Here is a 14,030-nt window from a genome sequence, read left to right as displayed (position 1 = left end):
GACCGGCCAGTTCTGTGCTGGCCGGGTCATAGTGCTAACAAGAATCCCTGCGACTAGTTACTGCTGCGCTCATCCTTGCGCGAACGACCTAATAAGGTCAATGCTGCCTCGCGCGCATTTTTTCCGCAATACAATACCTGATAAATTTCCTCGGTTATTGGCATTTCGACACCAAAACGGTGCGCCAATTCGCGAACTTCTTTGGTATTGCGATAGCCTTCAACCACCTGACCAATCTTCTCCTGCGCGCCTTTCACATCCATGCCCTCACCGAGCATCATGCCAAAGCGGCGGTTACGGGACTGGTTGTCGGTACAGGTCAGCACCAGATCGCCCAGGCCCGCCATGCCCATGAAGGTGGTCGGATCGGCACCCAGTGCTGCGCCAAGGCGGGACATCTCGGTTAAGCCGCGCGTAATCAGTGCGGTACGTGCGTTGGCACCAAAACCAATCCCGTCGGACATTCCGGCGCCGATCGCAATCACGTTCTTCACCGCACCGCCCAGCTGTACGCCGATAAAATCGGGGTTGCTGTAAACGCGGAAGCTTTTGCCGCAGTGCAGCAAATGCTGAAGATCGTCGGAGAAGGCCTGATCGGTTGATGCCAGCGAGATCGCCGTCGGCAGGCCAGCGGCCAGCTCTTTAGCAAACGTCGGCCCCGAGATAACCGCCAGCGGGATGTCATCACCCAGCGCTTCGCGGGCGACATCCTGCAACAGGCGTCCGGTTTCGGCTTCCAGCCCTTTGGTGGCCCATACAATGCGCGCATCAGGGCGCATCAGCGGCTTGATCTGACGCAGCACTTCGCCAAACACATGGCTCGGCACCACAATCAGAATGTTGCGGCTGGCCGCCAGCGCGGTCGCAAGGTCACTTTCAAGGTGCAGGGAGTCTGGGAACGGAACGTCCGGGAGGAACGCCACGTTGCAACGGTCGCGTTGCAGCGTCGCGATATGTTTTGGGTCGTGGCCCCAGAGAACCACTTCGTGACCATTTCTTGCCAGCGTGATGGCAAGAGCGGTGCCGTATGAACCGGCACCGATCACAGTCATTGACGCATTAAGAGTGCTCATCAGGCATCCTGATGTTGTTCAGTACCTTCGCCAGCTTGCTGCTGCAGATAGTTCATGAACAGCGCATCAAAGTTAACTGGCGCAAGGTTCAGTTGCGGGAATGTACCGCGAGAAACCAGGCTGGTGATGCATTCGCGAGCATACGGGAACAGAATGTTCGGGCAGTATGCACCCAGGCAGTGCGCCATCTGGTTGCCTTCGATGCCGCCGATGGAGAAGATGCCGCCCTGCTGAACTTCACACAGGAATGCAGTCTCTTCGCCCAGAGAGGCAGTAACAGTCACACGCAGTACGACTTCATACACGTCATCCGCCAGTTGGGTAGATGCGGTATCGAGATCAAGTTTAACCTCTGGCTGCCAATCTTTCTGAAAAACGTGTGGCGCATTTGGCGCTTCGAAAGAGACATCCTTGGTGTAGATACGCTGGATCTGGAAAGTCATTTCGGTGTTGTTTTGTTCTGACATGGAAAAACCCTTTTTAATTGTCCTAAAGTCTCTTAGCTCAGCAGCGGATCGAGTCCACCACGGGCATCGAGCGCATACAAGTCATCACAGCCGCCAATGTGCTGCGCATCAATAAAAATCTGCGGAACTGTCGTACGACCACTACGTTGGATCATCTCTTCGCGTTTAATCGCGTCACCGTCAATCGGCAGTTCTTTGAACGCTACGCCTTTGCTGTTCAGAAGCGCTTTTGCACGGTGGCAGAACGGGCACGTTGCTTTGGTGTAGATCTCGATATTGGCCATTACTGAACTCCTTATTTACCGCGAACCAAAGGAAGATTTTCCCCGCTCCAGCCGGAAATACCTTCTTTCAGAACCGTTACGTTTTCGAAGCCTGCTTTATGCAGCGCGCTGGCAGATTCCTGCGCCTGCATACCGGTCGCGTCAACAACGATAATCGGCTGGGCTTTATGTTTCTCAAGCTCACCAACGTTGTTTGCTTTGATTTCAGCAGGTAACAGGTTGATAGCACCAGCAATGTGACCTTTACGGAAATCGTCACGCTGACGCAGATCGACCACGACGGCATCTTCTTTGTTAATCAGACGCGTCGCTTCACCACGGGTGATAACCTTAATCTTAGACGTCAGGCCTTTAAATGTGGTGAACAGCACAGCAGCCAGCAGGCCAATCCACGCGATGCTCAGAACCGGATGGCGGCTAACGAATTGCATAATTTCTTGCATGGAGGGTAACTACTCCGACTTAGTGATTAAAAAAACCAGGACAGGAGTATACCTGTGCGTTGTGGCAAATACAGCCAGCGACCATAACCTAATCCATTTTCTGAGGCCTGCCACCTAAAAAATTGCCTCAAAAGCGTCCGCTAAGCACCTTGCCCCTGCGCTTTCTTTGATCTTCTGCGGCTATTTGATCGATTCAGCTGTAGTAAAATTACGCAAATTTTGACTCTTGAGCATGAGGTTGTCGCAATGTCGGTTTCTAAAAAACCTATGGTACTGGTGATTCTGGATGGCTATGGCTACCGTGAAGATCAACAGGATAACGCCATTTTCAACGCCAAAACGCCAGTGATGGACGCGCTGTGGGCAAAACGTCCCCACACCCTGATTGATGCGTCCGGGCTGGAAGTGGGTCTGCCAGATCGTCAGATGGGCAACTCCGAAGTTGGACACGTAAACCTGGGTGCAGGTCGTATCGTGTATCAGGACCTGACGCGTCTGGACGTTGAAATCAAAGAACGTACCTTCTTCAACAACCCAGTACTTTGCGGCGCGGTGGACAGAGCCGTGGCGGCCGGTAAAGCAGTTCATATCATGGGTCTGCTCTCCGCCGGTGGCGTACACAGCCACGAAGATCACATCATGGCGATGGTTGAACTGGCGGCTGAGCGCGGCGCAGAAAAAATCTATCTGCACGCTTTCCTGGACGGTCGTGATACGCCACCACGCAGCGCAAAAGGTTCACTGGCCTCCTTCGAAAACAAATTCGCCGCGCTTGGCAAAGGACGTGTGGCCTCTATCATCGGGCGCTACTACGCAATGGACCGCGACAACCGTTGGGATCGCGTTGAACAGGCCTATGACCTGATGACGCTGGCAAAAGGTGAATTCCAGTTCGCGACCGCGGTGGAAGGTCTGGAAGCCGCTTACGCGCGTGATGAAAACGATGAATTTGTGAAAGCAACCGTCATTCGTGCTGAAGGCCAGGCTGATGCCGCCATGGAAGACGGCGATGCGCTGATCTTCATGAACTTCCGTGCTGACCGCGCGCGTGAAATCACCCGTGCGTTCGTGAACAGTGATTTCGACGGTTTCACCCGTAAGAAAGTGGTGAAGATCGACTTTATTCAGCTGACCGAATACGCCGCTGACATCAATGCGCCATGCGCTTATCCACCCGCATCACTGGCCAATACCTTCGGTGAGTGGATGGCGAAGAACGACAAGACACAGCTGCGTATCTCCGAAACCGAGAAATATGCCCACGTCACCTTCTTCTTTAACGGCGGTGTTGAAGAGCCGTTCAAAGGCGAAGATCGTATTCTGATTAACTCACCCAAAGTGGCTACCTACGATCTGCAGCCAGAAATGAGCTCTGCCGAGCTGACTGAAAAACTGGTTGCGGCAATCGAAAGCGGCAAATACGACACCATCATCTGTAACTACCCGAACGGCGACATGGTGGGTCATACCGGCGTGATGGAAGCCGCCGTAAAAGCGGTTGAAGCGCTTGATCACTGTGTTGAGCAGGTCGCGAAAGCGGTTGAATCCGTTGGAGGCCAGCTGCTCATCACCGCTGACCACGGTAACGCAGAACAGATGCGCGACCCGGCAACCGGCCAGGCGCACACCGCTCACACCAACCTGCCTGTTCCGCTGATTTATGTGGGTGATAAATCACTGAAAGCGGTGGAAGGCGGCAAGCTTTCCGACATCGCGCCAACCATGTTGTCGCTGATGGGCATGGAGATCCCTGAAGAGATGACTGGTAAGCCGCTGTTCATCGTGGAATAATCGCTCCCCATGAGGGGAAAGGCGATTTTTTCAATCACATGGGTCGTGAAGCCGCTTAGGTTATCAGTCAGACCTCTGCTTTGCGCCAGCGCACTCAGCGCTGGCGTATTGCTGTGCGCCGCATCCGCCCACGCGGATGACCGTGACCAGCTGAAATCCATTCAGGCCGATATCGCCGCGAAAGAGCGTGCGGTACGCCAGCAACAGCAGCAACGCTCTGCTCTGCTCGCTCAGCTTAAGCAGCAGGAAGAAGCCATCTCCGCTGCCGCACGTAAATTACGTGAAACGCAAAACACCCTCGCCCAGTTGAATAAACAGATCGACGAAATGAACGCGTCGATTGCCAAACTGGAACGCCAGCGTGATGCCCAGGAACGCAACCTTGCCGCACAGCTTGATGCTGCTTTCCGCCAGGGTGAGCACACGGGCCTTCAGTTGATCCTCAGCGGTGAAGAGAGCCAGCGTGGTCAGCGTCTGCAGGCCTACTTTGGTTATCTGAACGAGGCGCGTCAGGAGACTATCGCGCAGCTGAAACAGACGCGCGAAGAGGTCACCACGCAAAAAGCCGAGCTCGAAGAGAAGCAGAGCCAGCAACAGACGCTGCTCTACGAACAGCAGGCGCAACAAGCGAAGCTCGAGCAGGCCCGCAACGAGCGCAAGAAAACCCTTTCCGGTCTCGAGTCCTCTATTCAGCAAGGCCAAAGCCAGCTGAGCGAAATGCGCGCCAACGAATCGAAACTGCGTAACAGTATCGCCCGCGCGGAAGCGGCGGCGAAAGCGCGCGCCGAAAAAGAGGCCCGCGAAGCGCAGGCCGTACGCGACAAGCAGCAGGAAGCCTCACGCAAAGGTACGACCTACAAGCCAAGCGAAAGCGAACGCTCCCTGATGTCACGTACCGGCGGTTTAGGCTCCCCTCGTGGTCAGGCTTACTGGCCCGTGCGCGGTACAATTCTGCATCGCTATGGCGAACAGCTGCAGGGTGAACTACGTTGGAAAGGGATAGTTATCGGTGCGTCTGAAGGTAGCGAAGTAAAAGCCATCGCCGATGGCCGTGTGATTCTGGCCGACTGGCTGCAGGGTTACGGGCTTGTGGTAGTGGTGGAACACGGTAAAGGCGATATGAGCCTTTACGGCTACAACCAGAGCGCACTGGTCAGCGTTGGTACTCAGGTGCGCGCCGGCCAACCCATCGCCCTCGTGGGCAGCAGTGGCGGTCAGGGCCGCCCGTCACTCTATTTCGAAATTCGTCGCCAGGGTCAGGCGGTCAATCCACAGCCGTGGTTGGGAAGATAAGTTTTGCTTCAATTTCGTCGAATTGTTCTCTCCTTCGCCAGTGCACTGGCGCTGGCAGCACCGGTCTACGCTGGCAAACTCGCGATAGTGATTGATGACTTCGGTTATCGTCCGCACACCGAGAATCAGGTACTGGCGATGCCGGCCGCCATCTCTGTCGCCGTCCTCCCGAATGCGCCGCACGCGCGTGAAATGGCGATCAAAGCGCATAACAGCGGCCATCAGGTTCTCATCCATCTGCCGATGGCACCGCTCAGCAAGCAGCCGCTGGAAAAAGATACTTTGCGTCCTGATATGAGCAGCGATGAGATCGATCGCATCATTCGCGATGCTTACAATAAAGTGCCGTACGCCGTCGGGCTGAACAACCACATGGGCAGCGCGATGACCTCCAGCCTGTACGGGATGCTCAAAGTGATGCAGTCGCTGGAGCGCTATAACCTCTATTTCCTCGACAGCATGACCATCGGCAACAGCCAGGCGATGCGTGCCGCGCAGGGTACAGGCGTGAAGGTAATAAAGCGCAAGGTGTTCCTCGATGACACCCAGAACGACGCGGATATCCGCGGGCAGTTCAATCGCGCCGTACAGCTAGCCCGACGCAATGGCTCGGCTATTGCTATCGGCCATCCGCACCCGTCTACCGTTCGCGTTCTGCAGCAGATGCTGCCGACATTGCCCTCTGATATTACGCTGGTTCGTCCAGGCGATCTGCTGAATGAGCCACAGGTTGATACGTCGCGTCCTGGCAATGCACAGCCACCGGTAACGCAGCCACGCAATCCATTCAGGGGTGTGAAAATTTGCAAGCCTAAGCAGTCACCAGAGCCTGTATATGCTACTCGATTCTTTACCGTGATAGGGGAAAGTATCAGCCAAAGTTCCTTAGTGAAATATATGCAGCATCAATGGCAAGGCTGGGGTAAAAAAGCATAATTGGCCCGTCAACGCAGGCGGGCAGAGCATGGCAACGAGATGAGCGCCCGTATACTTCCTGCATGCGGGCTATTTTTTATCCTCAAACTGATACCAGGCTTTGAAATATTTGAGAAAACTGTATAGCGTTGCATAGAGTCCCGTCACGACGCCCACTTTCCCCTGCCGCCAGGCACCACTGAAAAGATACCATTTAAAAAACGCCCCAATGGCACTAATAAGGCCTCGTCCAATTGAAGGGCGGATCTTCTGATATTTGACCAGCCTTGTTGTATAGCTATTGAGCTTATTAAACACTTCATTCAGGTCATAAAAGGTATCATGGCGTACATGCCCAGCCATGATGAAAGCATTAAGTTCACCTTCCACCTTGTCATCTACTGGTCGGAGATTAAATTTTGCACAGGTGCGATTAAAAAGACGTACAGGGAAATCTGGCGACGATACTGGATAGATAGTACGAACTTCTTTTCCGAGTACGTACCAGTGTCGAGCAATACGCCAGGCATGATCCGGTGGAGGCTCAGCCCCACTCTTCAGATTCAGAATAAAGGATACAGTCAGGTCATCCAGGATTTCATCGCTATCCATGCATAACACCCAATCATGAGATGCAAGACTCACCGCATAGTTCATTTGGTCCCCATGCATCGTATATTGTCTATAGATAGGGCTTAAATTATAACTTTCACAAATGGATAGCGTGTTATCTTTACTTCCGGAATCAACAACAATCATTTCATCTGCAATTTTAAGAAGAGGAGGCAGAACATGGTTAAGAACCCTGGCTGAATTGCAGGTGAGTAAACAAACAGTTAACTTGAACATTCCCTTACTCTTTTCGAAAATGACCTACACAATTGTAGCAGGGAAAGTGTATTTAAGTGAATCTCGAAACAATCAGCAAATAATAAATAAAATCGTCTTTTGTGACATCCATTCCATACTCTTCATTCCTTAAAGTAGGCCTGTAAACATACTTTTGCCTTTATCCAGGCACTAAAAAGTACTGTTTGACCAGTAGAGAGTGACCTGCACAGCGCGCCAAGCATTCTAACCCGTTGAAATTATTAAACAAAAAATTAATTCCTCATTAAAATAGATGTTCACATTACTTATCATTATGCTTATACTGTTAGCAGAATGTTTAAAATGTGGTTTGTCAAACAAATGAAAAAAATCATCCTTTATTTTAAAGCACTTAATCGTCAACGAAATCATAAGACTCATGAATTAAAACGTCGGCTTAAACTCTATAAATTATCTAAAAACATTCCCGATAAAAGAGGCAAACCTTTCGATAGTTCCTCAGTAAAGCGGATCCTCTTTCCTTTTTTAGATTTAGGGATTGGTGATGCCGTTTGTCATACCGGAATGTGGAGAGAACTGAAAAAGGCTGGGTATATTGTCCAGATCGCGGCAGAAGAAAGAAACAGGGCTTTATTTGAAAAAATCGTTGATATTGATGAGATTTTTATCATTAATATCAATGAGTTAAACTCCACCCCACAAATAGAGACTGACCTGATCATTAATCCTTATGCATGGATGAAAAGAAAAGAGCTCTTTAGTGTACAACTGCTGCAGAAAACGCAATATAAATATGCGATGAGTTTTGGTGGCTGGCTTAATAAGCCCTACAATTTACAACTGCCAGCGGAGGGAGACTTTCACATTACTGATCCACAGAAAAAGATGCTTACTGCATTAAATATTCAAACGAAACACTTATCTTACTCTTTACCAGCTTTACCGAGCCACGAAGAGACTATTAATGAGTATCTTCTTCCTTTTAAAGGAAAAAAGTGGATCGTAATCAACCCCTTTGCCAGTGTAGATGAGCGAAGTCTTAGTCGCGAGCAATTAGTAAGCCTGATTTCAAAAATTTCAGAACCAAAAGATAATCATATTTTCATTGTTGGTGAAAGAAAAAAGACTGAAAAATTAAACATTCAGGATCCTGCAGTTTCCGTATCTATTTTCCCGTCATTATGGGACACCGTTGCGCTAATCAAGCAGGCAGACCTTGTCATTTCAGTGGATACCGCTATTGTCCATATTGCCTGCGCTTTAGATAAAAAGCTCGTAGCTATATATTACTCAATGCTTCTTGATCATAATAAGAATTACGAAGGCAATAAAATATTCGGCCCGATAGGCGAAAATGCAAAACAACTTATTTTCAATAAATACGATAGAAAAATCGACATAAATTTAATTGCCACTGAAGCCAAGAATATTTTAGATGGTAAATGCGTTATAGAAGAAAAAGATAAATACCTGTGATGAAAGCCGGCCGGATTTAAATCCGGCCGGCTTTTACTCTCAATCCCAGCTCAGGATAACCTTTCCGGACTGGCCAGAGCGCATCGCGTCAAAGCCTTCCTGGAACTCATCGATGGAGAAGCGATGGGTGATAATCGGAGACAGGTCCAGACCAGACTGGATCAGTGCCGCCATCTTGTACCAGGTTTCGAACATCTCGCGGCCGTAGATACCTTTGATGAACAGCCCCTTGAAGATAACCTTGTTCCAGTCGATAGACATATCAGACGGTGGAATGCCCAGCATCGCAATACGCCCGCCGTGGTTCATGGTGTCCAGCATGGTGCGAAACGCCGGTGGTGCGCCGGACATCTCAAGACCCACGTCAAAACCTTCGGTCATGCCCAGCTCTTCCATCACGTCGCTCAGGCTCTCTTTAGAGACATCCACCGCGCGGGTCACGCCCATTTTGCGCGCCAGCGACAGGCGATACTCGTTCACATCGGTAATCACCACATTGCGGGCACCAACGTGCTTCGCCACCGCGGCCGCCATAATCCCGATGGGACCCGCGCCGGAAACCAGCACATCTTCGCCGACCAGGTCGAAAGAGAGCGCCGTGTGTACCGCGTTGCCGAAGGGATCAAAGATAGAGGCCAGATCGTCAGAAATGTTGTCCGGGATTTTGAACGCGTTAAATGCCGGGATCACCAGGTATTCTGCGAAGCAGCCCGGACGGTTCACGCCCACGCCGATTGTGTTACGGCACAGGTGCGTGCGTCCACCGCGGCAGTTACGGCAGTGACCACAGGTAATATGGCCTTCACCCGAGACGCGGTCGCCAATGTTGAAGCCTTTTACTTCCTGACCCATGCCCACCACTTCGCCGACATATTCGTGGCCCACGACCATCGGTACCGGAATGGTTTTCTGCGACCACTGGTCCCAGTTGTAGATATGAACGTCAGTGCCGCAAATGGCGGTTTTACGAATTTTGATCAGCAGATCGTTATGACCGACTTCCGGCTCCGGCACGTCGGTCATCCAAATCCCTTCTTCCGCTTTCAGTTTGGATAACGCTTTCATCACACGTCCTCAGGCAATTACGCCCAGCTGTTTGCCGATGCGGGTAAAGGCTTCCACCGCACGTTCAATTTGTTCAGGCGAATGCGCCGCAGACATCTGGGTGCGGATACGCGCCTGGCCTTTTGGTACCACCGGGAAGAAGAACCCGGTAACGTAAATTCCTTCTTTCTGCAGCTCACGGGCAAAATTCTGCGCCACAACCGCATCGCCCAGCATCACCGGGATAATGGCGTGATCGGCACCGGCGAGCGTAAACCCTGCGGCACCCATTTTTTCACGGAACAGGCGGGCGTTTGACCACAGACGGTCGCGCAGCTCAGCGCCAGACTCCACCATTTCCAGGACTTTAATGGATGCGGCAACGATCGCCGGTGCCAGCGAGTTGGAGAACAGGTATGGACGGGAACGCTGGCGCAGCCACTCAACCACCTCTTTACGCGCAGCAGTATAACCCCCTGACGCGCCGCCGAGCGCTTTACCCAGCGTACCGGTGATAATGTCCACGCGACCCATTACGTCACAGTATTCGTGAGATCCACGGCCGTTCTCACCAACAAAACCGACGGCGTGTGAATCATCAACCATCACCAGCGCATCGTATTTGTCTGCCAGGTCGCACACGCCCTTCAGGTTGGCAATCACGCCATCCATAGAGAACACGCCGTCGGTGGCGATCAGCACATGGCGGGCACCTGCTTCACGCGCTTCTTTCAGGCGCGCTTCCAGTTCCACCATGTCGTTGTTGGCGTAGCGGAAGCGCTTCGCTTTACACAGGCGCACACCGTCAATGATAGAAGCGTGGTTCAGGGCGTCGGAGATAATGGCATCTTCTGCGCCGAGCAGCGTCTCAAACAGACCACCGTTGGCGTCGAAGCACGAGGAGTACAGGATCGCATCTTCCATCCCCAGGAAGTCCGCCAGCTTTTTCTCAAGCTGCTTATGGCTGTCCTGCGTACCGCAGATAAAGCGTACGGAGGCCATACCGAAACCGTGGGTGTCCATGCCTTGTTTTGCCGCGGCAATCAGCTCAGGGTGATTCGCAAGACCTAAGTAGTTGTTCGCACAAAAGTTGATCACATGGCTGCCATCGGCAACGGTGATGTCCGCCTGCTGAGCAGACGTGATAATACGCTCTTCTTTGAACAACCCTTCCGCACGTGCGGTGTCGAGGTCGCTGTTTAACTGTTTGTAAAAATCACCACGCATTGCAATTCTCCAGACTCGGCAAATTTTGGCACATATTACCCAACCCTGGCCGCCATGACGAGATGACACATTATCTCTTCTCGTTTTTGCAGCATAAATCACGTGTACCCTTGCGCTATGTCGGTGAATGGCTGAAGGGCAGCCATACTAATGATATGATAAGAACATTAGCGTCCGGGATTGTCCCCGGACTCCACACTTCAAAGGTTACAGTTATGATCATCGTTACCGGCGGCGCGGGCTTTATCGGCAGCAACATTGTTAAGGCCCTCAATGACAAAGGCATCACCGACATTCTGGTGGTGGACAACCTGAAAGACGGCACCAAGTTTGTAAACCTGGTGGATCTGAACATCGCTGACTATATGGATAAAGAAGACTTCCTTATCCAGATTATGGCAGGTGAAGAGTTCGGCGAGATCGAAGCCATCTTCCACGAAGGCGCATGCTCTTCCACCACCGAGTGGGATGGCAAGTACATGATGGACAATAACTATCAGTACTCCAAAGAGATCCTGCATTACTGCCTGGAGCGTGAAATTCCGTTCCTGTACGCCTCTTCTGCAGCAACCTACGGTGGCCGTACGTCAGACTTCATCGAATCCCGCGAATATGAGCAGCCGCTGAACGTCTATGGCTACTCCAAATTCCTGTTCGACGAATACGTGCGTCAGGTTCTGCCTGAAGCCAATTCCCAGATTGTGGGTTTCCGTTACTTCAACGTGTACGGACCGCGCGAAGGCCACAAAGGGAGCATGGCGAGCGTCGCGTTCCACCTGAACACGCAGCTGAACAATGGCGAAAGCCCGAAACTGTTTGAAGGCAGTGACGGCTTCAAGCGTGACTTCGTCTACGTAGGCGACGTGGCGGCAGTGAACCTGTGGTTCTGGGAAAACGGCGTCTCCGGTATCTTTAACCTGGGGACAGGCCGTGCGGAATCCTTCCAGGCCGTGGCGGACGCCACCCTGGCGTACCACAAAAAAGGCAGCATTGAATACATTCCGTTCCCGGACAAACTGAAAGGTCGTTACCAGGCCTTCACGCAGGCGGATTTGACCAACCTGCGTGCGGCGGGTTACGACAAACCGTTCAAGACCGTTGCCGAAGGCGTAACGGAATACATGGCCTGGCTGAACCGCGACGCGTAAGTATGAAAATTCTGGTGATCGGCCCGTCATGGGTGGGCGACATGATGATGTCGCAAAGTCTCTATCGCACGCTCAAGGCGCGTTATCCCCAGGCGATAATTGATGTGATGGCACCTGCCTGGTGCCGTCCGTTGTTATCGCGTATGCCGGAAGTTAACGAGGCGATCCCAATGCCGCTCGGCCACGGCGCGCTGGAAATTGGTGAGCGTCGCAAGCTCGGCCATAGCCTGCGCGAAAAGCGCTATGACCGCGCCTATGTCCTGCCTAACTCCTTTAAATCCGCCCTGGTACCCTTCTTTGCGGGCGTCCCCCATCGCACCGGCTGGCGTGGAGAAATGCGCTACGGTCTGCTGAACGACGCGCGCGTGCTTGATAAAGACGCCTGGCCACTCATGGTCGAGCGCTACGTCGCGCTGGCCTATGACAAAGGCGTGATGCGCAGCGCAAAAGATCTGCCGCAACCGCTGCTCTGGCCCCAGCTCCAGGTCAACGACGGTGAGAAATCCCACACCTGCAACGCGTTTGGAATTTCATCAGAACGCCCTATGATCGGTTTCTGCCCGGGAGCAGAGTTCGGCCCGGCAAAACGCTGGCCGCATTATCATTACGCTGAGCTGGCAAAACAGCTGATCGATGAAGGTAATCAGGTCGTGTTGTTTGGCTCGGCGAAAGACCACGAGGCGGGTAACGAAATTCTGGCTTCGCTGAATACAGAACAGCAGGCATGGTGCCGTAATCTGGCAGGGGAAACCCAGCTGGAACAGGCGGTAGTTTTACTTGCCGCCTGTAAAGCCGTCGTCACCAACGACTCAGGCCTGATGCACGTCGCCGCTGCGCTCAACCGGCCGCTGGTTGCTCTGTATGGCCCCAGCAGCCCTGACTTTACGCCACCGCTTTCTCATAAAGCGCGCGTCATACGTCTGATCAGCGGTTATCACAAGGTGCGAAAAGGCGATGCGGCTGAAGGCTATCACCAGAGCCTGATCGACATCACGCCCGAGTGTGTCCTTGAAGAGCTCAACGAGCTGCTGTTGAGTGAAGAAGGATAACGGATGCGGGTATTGATCGTTAAAACCTCTTCCATGGGCGATGTCCTGCATACTCTGCCGTCGCTCACCGACGCCATGCAGGCCATTCCCGGCATTCGTTTTGACTGGGTGGTGGAGGAGGGCTTCGCACAGATCCCCACCTGGCATGAAGCAGTAGACCGCGTGATCCCGGTTGCTATCCGCCGCTGGCGTAAAGCGTGGTTCTCAGCACCGATTAAGGCTGAACGTCAAGCCTTCCGTGATGCGGTGCAAGCGCAGCGTTACGATGCCATCATTGACGCACAGGGTCTGGTCAAAAGCGCCGCGCTGGTCACGCGTCTGGCGCACGGCGTAAAGCACGGTATGGACTGGCAAACCGCCCGCGAGCCGCTGGCGAGCCTGTTCTATAATCGCCGCCACCATATCGCGAAACAGCAGCACGCCGTGGAGCGCACCCGTGAGCTGTTTGCGAAAAGCCTCGGCTATGCAAAACCAGACACGCAGGGTGATTACGCTATTGCGCAGCATTTTTTGCGCGATGCCAAGACGCACACGCCGCCCTATCTGGTCTTTCTGCATGCCACAACGCGCGATGATAAGCACTGGCCGGAATCACACTGGCGAAGACTCATTGAGCTAATGCAACCGACCGGCATCCATATTAAACTCCCGTGGGGCGCAGAACACGAAAGGCAACGCGCAGAGCGTTTGGCCGCGGGTTTTTCAAATGTGGAAGTGTTACCTAAACTCACGCTGGCTCAGGTTGCCGCGCAACTGGCAGGCGCCAACGCCGTCGTATCCGTGGATACCGGATTAAGCCATTTAACCGCAGCGCTGGACCGCCCCAATATCACCCTTTTCGGTCCGACCGACCCGGGACTGATCGGTGGGTACGGTAAAAACCAGCATCAAATGGTGAGTCCGACGCAGCAGATGAGAGACATTACCGCAGATGCGATTTTTTCGTTTTTACAGGGCAGCCATCGGCTTTCTAACAGGGATATTTAACC

14 protein-coding genes are annotated in these 14,030 nt (G+C 52.7%); 7 read left to right on the top strand and 7 right to left on the bottom strand.

The genetic code is table 11. The annotated features are described in order from the left end of the window. Positions 1-53 precede the first annotated feature (53 nt). Genes gpsA through AC2FAP_RS18020 form a run of 4 tightly spaced genes read right to left on the bottom strand, consistent with a single transcriptional unit; the run spans position 54 to position 2,267 of the window. Positions 54-1,073 (bottom strand): NAD(P)H-dependent glycerol-3-phosphate dehydrogenase, encoded by a 1,020-nt coding sequence (gpsA, locus tag AC2FAP_RS18035; RefSeq protein ID WP_014168080.1) that lies wholly within the window; start codon positions 1,071-1,073, stop codon positions 54-56. Further along, on the bottom strand, positions 1,073-1,540 hold the full coding sequence (gene secB / locus AC2FAP_RS18030) for a protein-export chaperone SecB (protein WP_014168079.1): 468 nt from the start codon (positions 1,538-1,540) through the stop codon (positions 1,073-1,075). The genes gpsA and secB overlap by 1 nt, the downstream gene beginning before the upstream one ends. Before the next feature lie 32 nt (positions 1,541-1,572). Next, positions 1,573-1,824 (bottom strand): glutaredoxin 3, encoded by a 252-nt coding sequence (gene grxC / locus AC2FAP_RS18025; protein WP_014168078.1) that lies wholly within the window; start codon positions 1,822-1,824, stop codon positions 1,573-1,575. An 11-nt stretch (positions 1,825-1,835) separates the two neighbouring features. Beyond that, entirely contained in the window at positions 1,836-2,267 is a 432-nt protein-coding gene (locus tag AC2FAP_RS18020) for a rhodanese-like domain-containing protein (RefSeq protein WP_014168077.1), read from the bottom strand. 246 nt (positions 2,268-2,513) lie between these two features. Here AC2FAP_RS18020 and gpmM point away from each other — a divergent pair, with 246 nt between their 5' ends. The 3 genes from gpmM to AC2FAP_RS18005 are packed head-to-tail and all read left to right on the top strand — an operon-like array spanning position 2,514 to position 6,287. Continuing rightward, a complete protein-coding gene (gene gpmM, locus AC2FAP_RS18015; RefSeq protein WP_020882671.1) occupies positions 2,514-4,058 on the top strand; it encodes a 2,3-bisphosphoglycerate-independent phosphoglycerate mutase in 1,545 nt (514 codons plus the stop codon). A gap of 33 nt (positions 4,059-4,091) precedes the next feature. Further along, positions 4,092-5,351, top strand: a complete 1,260-nt coding sequence (gene envC / locus AC2FAP_RS18010) for a murein hydrolase activator EnvC (protein WP_410377728.1) — start codon at positions 4,092-4,094, stop codon at positions 5,349-5,351. 3 nt (positions 5,352-5,354) lie between these two features. Next, positions 5,355-6,287 carry a divergent polysaccharide deacetylase family protein gene (locus AC2FAP_RS18005; RefSeq protein WP_044866024.1) on the top strand — a complete coding sequence of 311 codons (933 nt, stop codon included), beginning with the start codon at positions 5,355-5,357 and terminating at the stop codon, positions 6,285-6,287. A gap of 69 nt (positions 6,288-6,356) precedes the next feature. Here AC2FAP_RS18005 and AC2FAP_RS18000 read toward each other — a convergent pair whose 3' ends face one another. Continuing rightward, positions 6,357-7,115, bottom strand: a complete 759-nt coding sequence (locus AC2FAP_RS18000; RefSeq protein ID WP_063214984.1) for a glycosyltransferase family 2 protein — start codon at positions 7,113-7,115, stop codon at positions 6,357-6,359. A 324-nt stretch (positions 7,116-7,439) separates the two neighbouring features. Here AC2FAP_RS18000 and AC2FAP_RS17995 point away from each other — a divergent pair, with 324 nt between their 5' ends. Beyond that, positions 7,440-8,573, top strand: coding sequence for a glycosyltransferase family 9 protein (locus tag AC2FAP_RS17995; protein WP_249361571.1), 1,134 nt, complete (start codon positions 7,440-7,442; stop codon positions 8,571-8,573). Positions 8,574-8,612: 39 nt separating this feature from the next. On the opposite strand, the gene tdh is transcribed toward AC2FAP_RS17995, so the two are convergent. Then, a complete protein-coding gene (gene tdh / locus AC2FAP_RS17990; RefSeq protein ID WP_020882675.1) occupies positions 8,613-9,638 on the bottom strand; it encodes an L-threonine 3-dehydrogenase in 1,026 nt (341 codons plus the stop codon). A gap of 9 nt (positions 9,639-9,647) precedes the next feature. Further along, positions 9,648-10,844, bottom strand: a complete 1,197-nt coding sequence (gene kbl / locus AC2FAP_RS17985) for a glycine C-acetyltransferase (protein ID WP_020882676.1) — start codon at positions 10,842-10,844, stop codon at positions 9,648-9,650. A 215-nt stretch (positions 10,845-11,059) separates the two neighbouring features. Between kbl and rfaD the strand changes: the two genes are divergently transcribed. The 3 genes from rfaD to rfaC are packed head-to-tail and all read left to right on the top strand — an operon-like array spanning position 11,060 to position 14,028. Further along, positions 11,060-11,992, top strand: coding sequence for an ADP-glyceromanno-heptose 6-epimerase (gene rfaD, locus AC2FAP_RS17980; protein WP_008502707.1), 933 nt, complete (start codon positions 11,060-11,062; stop codon positions 11,990-11,992). A gap of 2 nt (positions 11,993-11,994) precedes the next feature. Beyond that, positions 11,995-13,041, top strand: a complete 1,047-nt coding sequence (rfaF, locus tag AC2FAP_RS17975; protein ID WP_014168068.1) for an ADP-heptose--LPS heptosyltransferase RfaF — start codon at positions 11,995-11,997, stop codon at positions 13,039-13,041. A 3-nt stretch (positions 13,042-13,044) separates the two neighbouring features. Next, positions 13,045-14,028, top strand: a complete 984-nt coding sequence (rfaC, locus tag AC2FAP_RS17970; protein ID WP_032679328.1) for a lipopolysaccharide heptosyltransferase RfaC — start codon at positions 13,045-13,047, stop codon at positions 14,026-14,028. The last annotated feature ends 2 nt before the right edge of the window (positions 14,029-14,030 follow it).

It is taken from the genome of Enterobacter cloacae complex sp. 394I7 (assembly GCF_057320345.1).
Note: the sequence above shows the minus strand (reverse complement) of the source record. Positions and strands in the feature narration are given on the sequence as shown.

Excerpts from the sequence above, each read along its gene's own strand:
- rfaD (WP_008502707.1), top strand. The coding sequence starts at position 11,060 with ATGATCATCGTTACCGGCGGCGCGGGCTTTATCGGCAGCAACATTGTT.
- AC2FAP_RS18000 (WP_063214984.1), bottom strand. The coding sequence starts at position 7,115 with ATGTTCAAGTTAACTGTTTGTTTACTCACCTGCAATTCAGCCAGGGTT.
- rfaC (WP_032679328.1), top strand. The coding sequence starts at position 13,045 with ATGCGGGTATTGATCGTTAAAACCTCTTCCATGGGCGATGTCCTGCAT.
- grxC (WP_014168078.1), bottom strand. The coding sequence starts at position 1,824 with ATGGCCAATATCGAGATCTACACCAAAGCAACGTGCCCGTTCTGCCAC.
- gpmM (WP_020882671.1), top strand. The coding sequence starts at position 2,514 with ATGTCGGTTTCTAAAAAACCTATGGTACTGGTGATTCTGGATGGCTAT.
- AC2FAP_RS18020 (WP_014168077.1), bottom strand. The coding sequence starts at position 2,267 with ATGCAAGAAATTATGCAATTCGTTAGCCGCCATCCGGTTCTGAGCATC.
- AC2FAP_RS17995 (WP_249361571.1), top strand. The coding sequence starts at position 7,440 with ATGTGGTTTGTCAAACAAATGAAAAAAATCATCCTTTATTTTAAAGCA.
- gpsA (WP_014168080.1), bottom strand. The coding sequence starts at position 1,073 with ATGAGCACTCTTAATGCGTCAATGACTGTGATCGGTGCCGGTTCATAC.
- rfaF (WP_014168068.1), top strand. The coding sequence starts at position 11,995 with ATGAAAATTCTGGTGATCGGCCCGTCATGGGTGGGCGACATGATGATG.
- tdh (WP_020882675.1), bottom strand. The coding sequence starts at position 9,638 with ATGAAAGCGTTATCCAAACTGAAAGCGGAAGAAGGGATTTGGATGACC.
- kbl (WP_020882676.1), bottom strand. The coding sequence starts at position 10,844 with ATGCGTGGTGATTTTTACAAACAGTTAAACAGCGACCTCGACACCGCA.
- secB (WP_014168079.1), bottom strand. The coding sequence starts at position 1,540 with ATGTCAGAACAAAACAACACCGAAATGACTTTCCAGATCCAGCGTATC.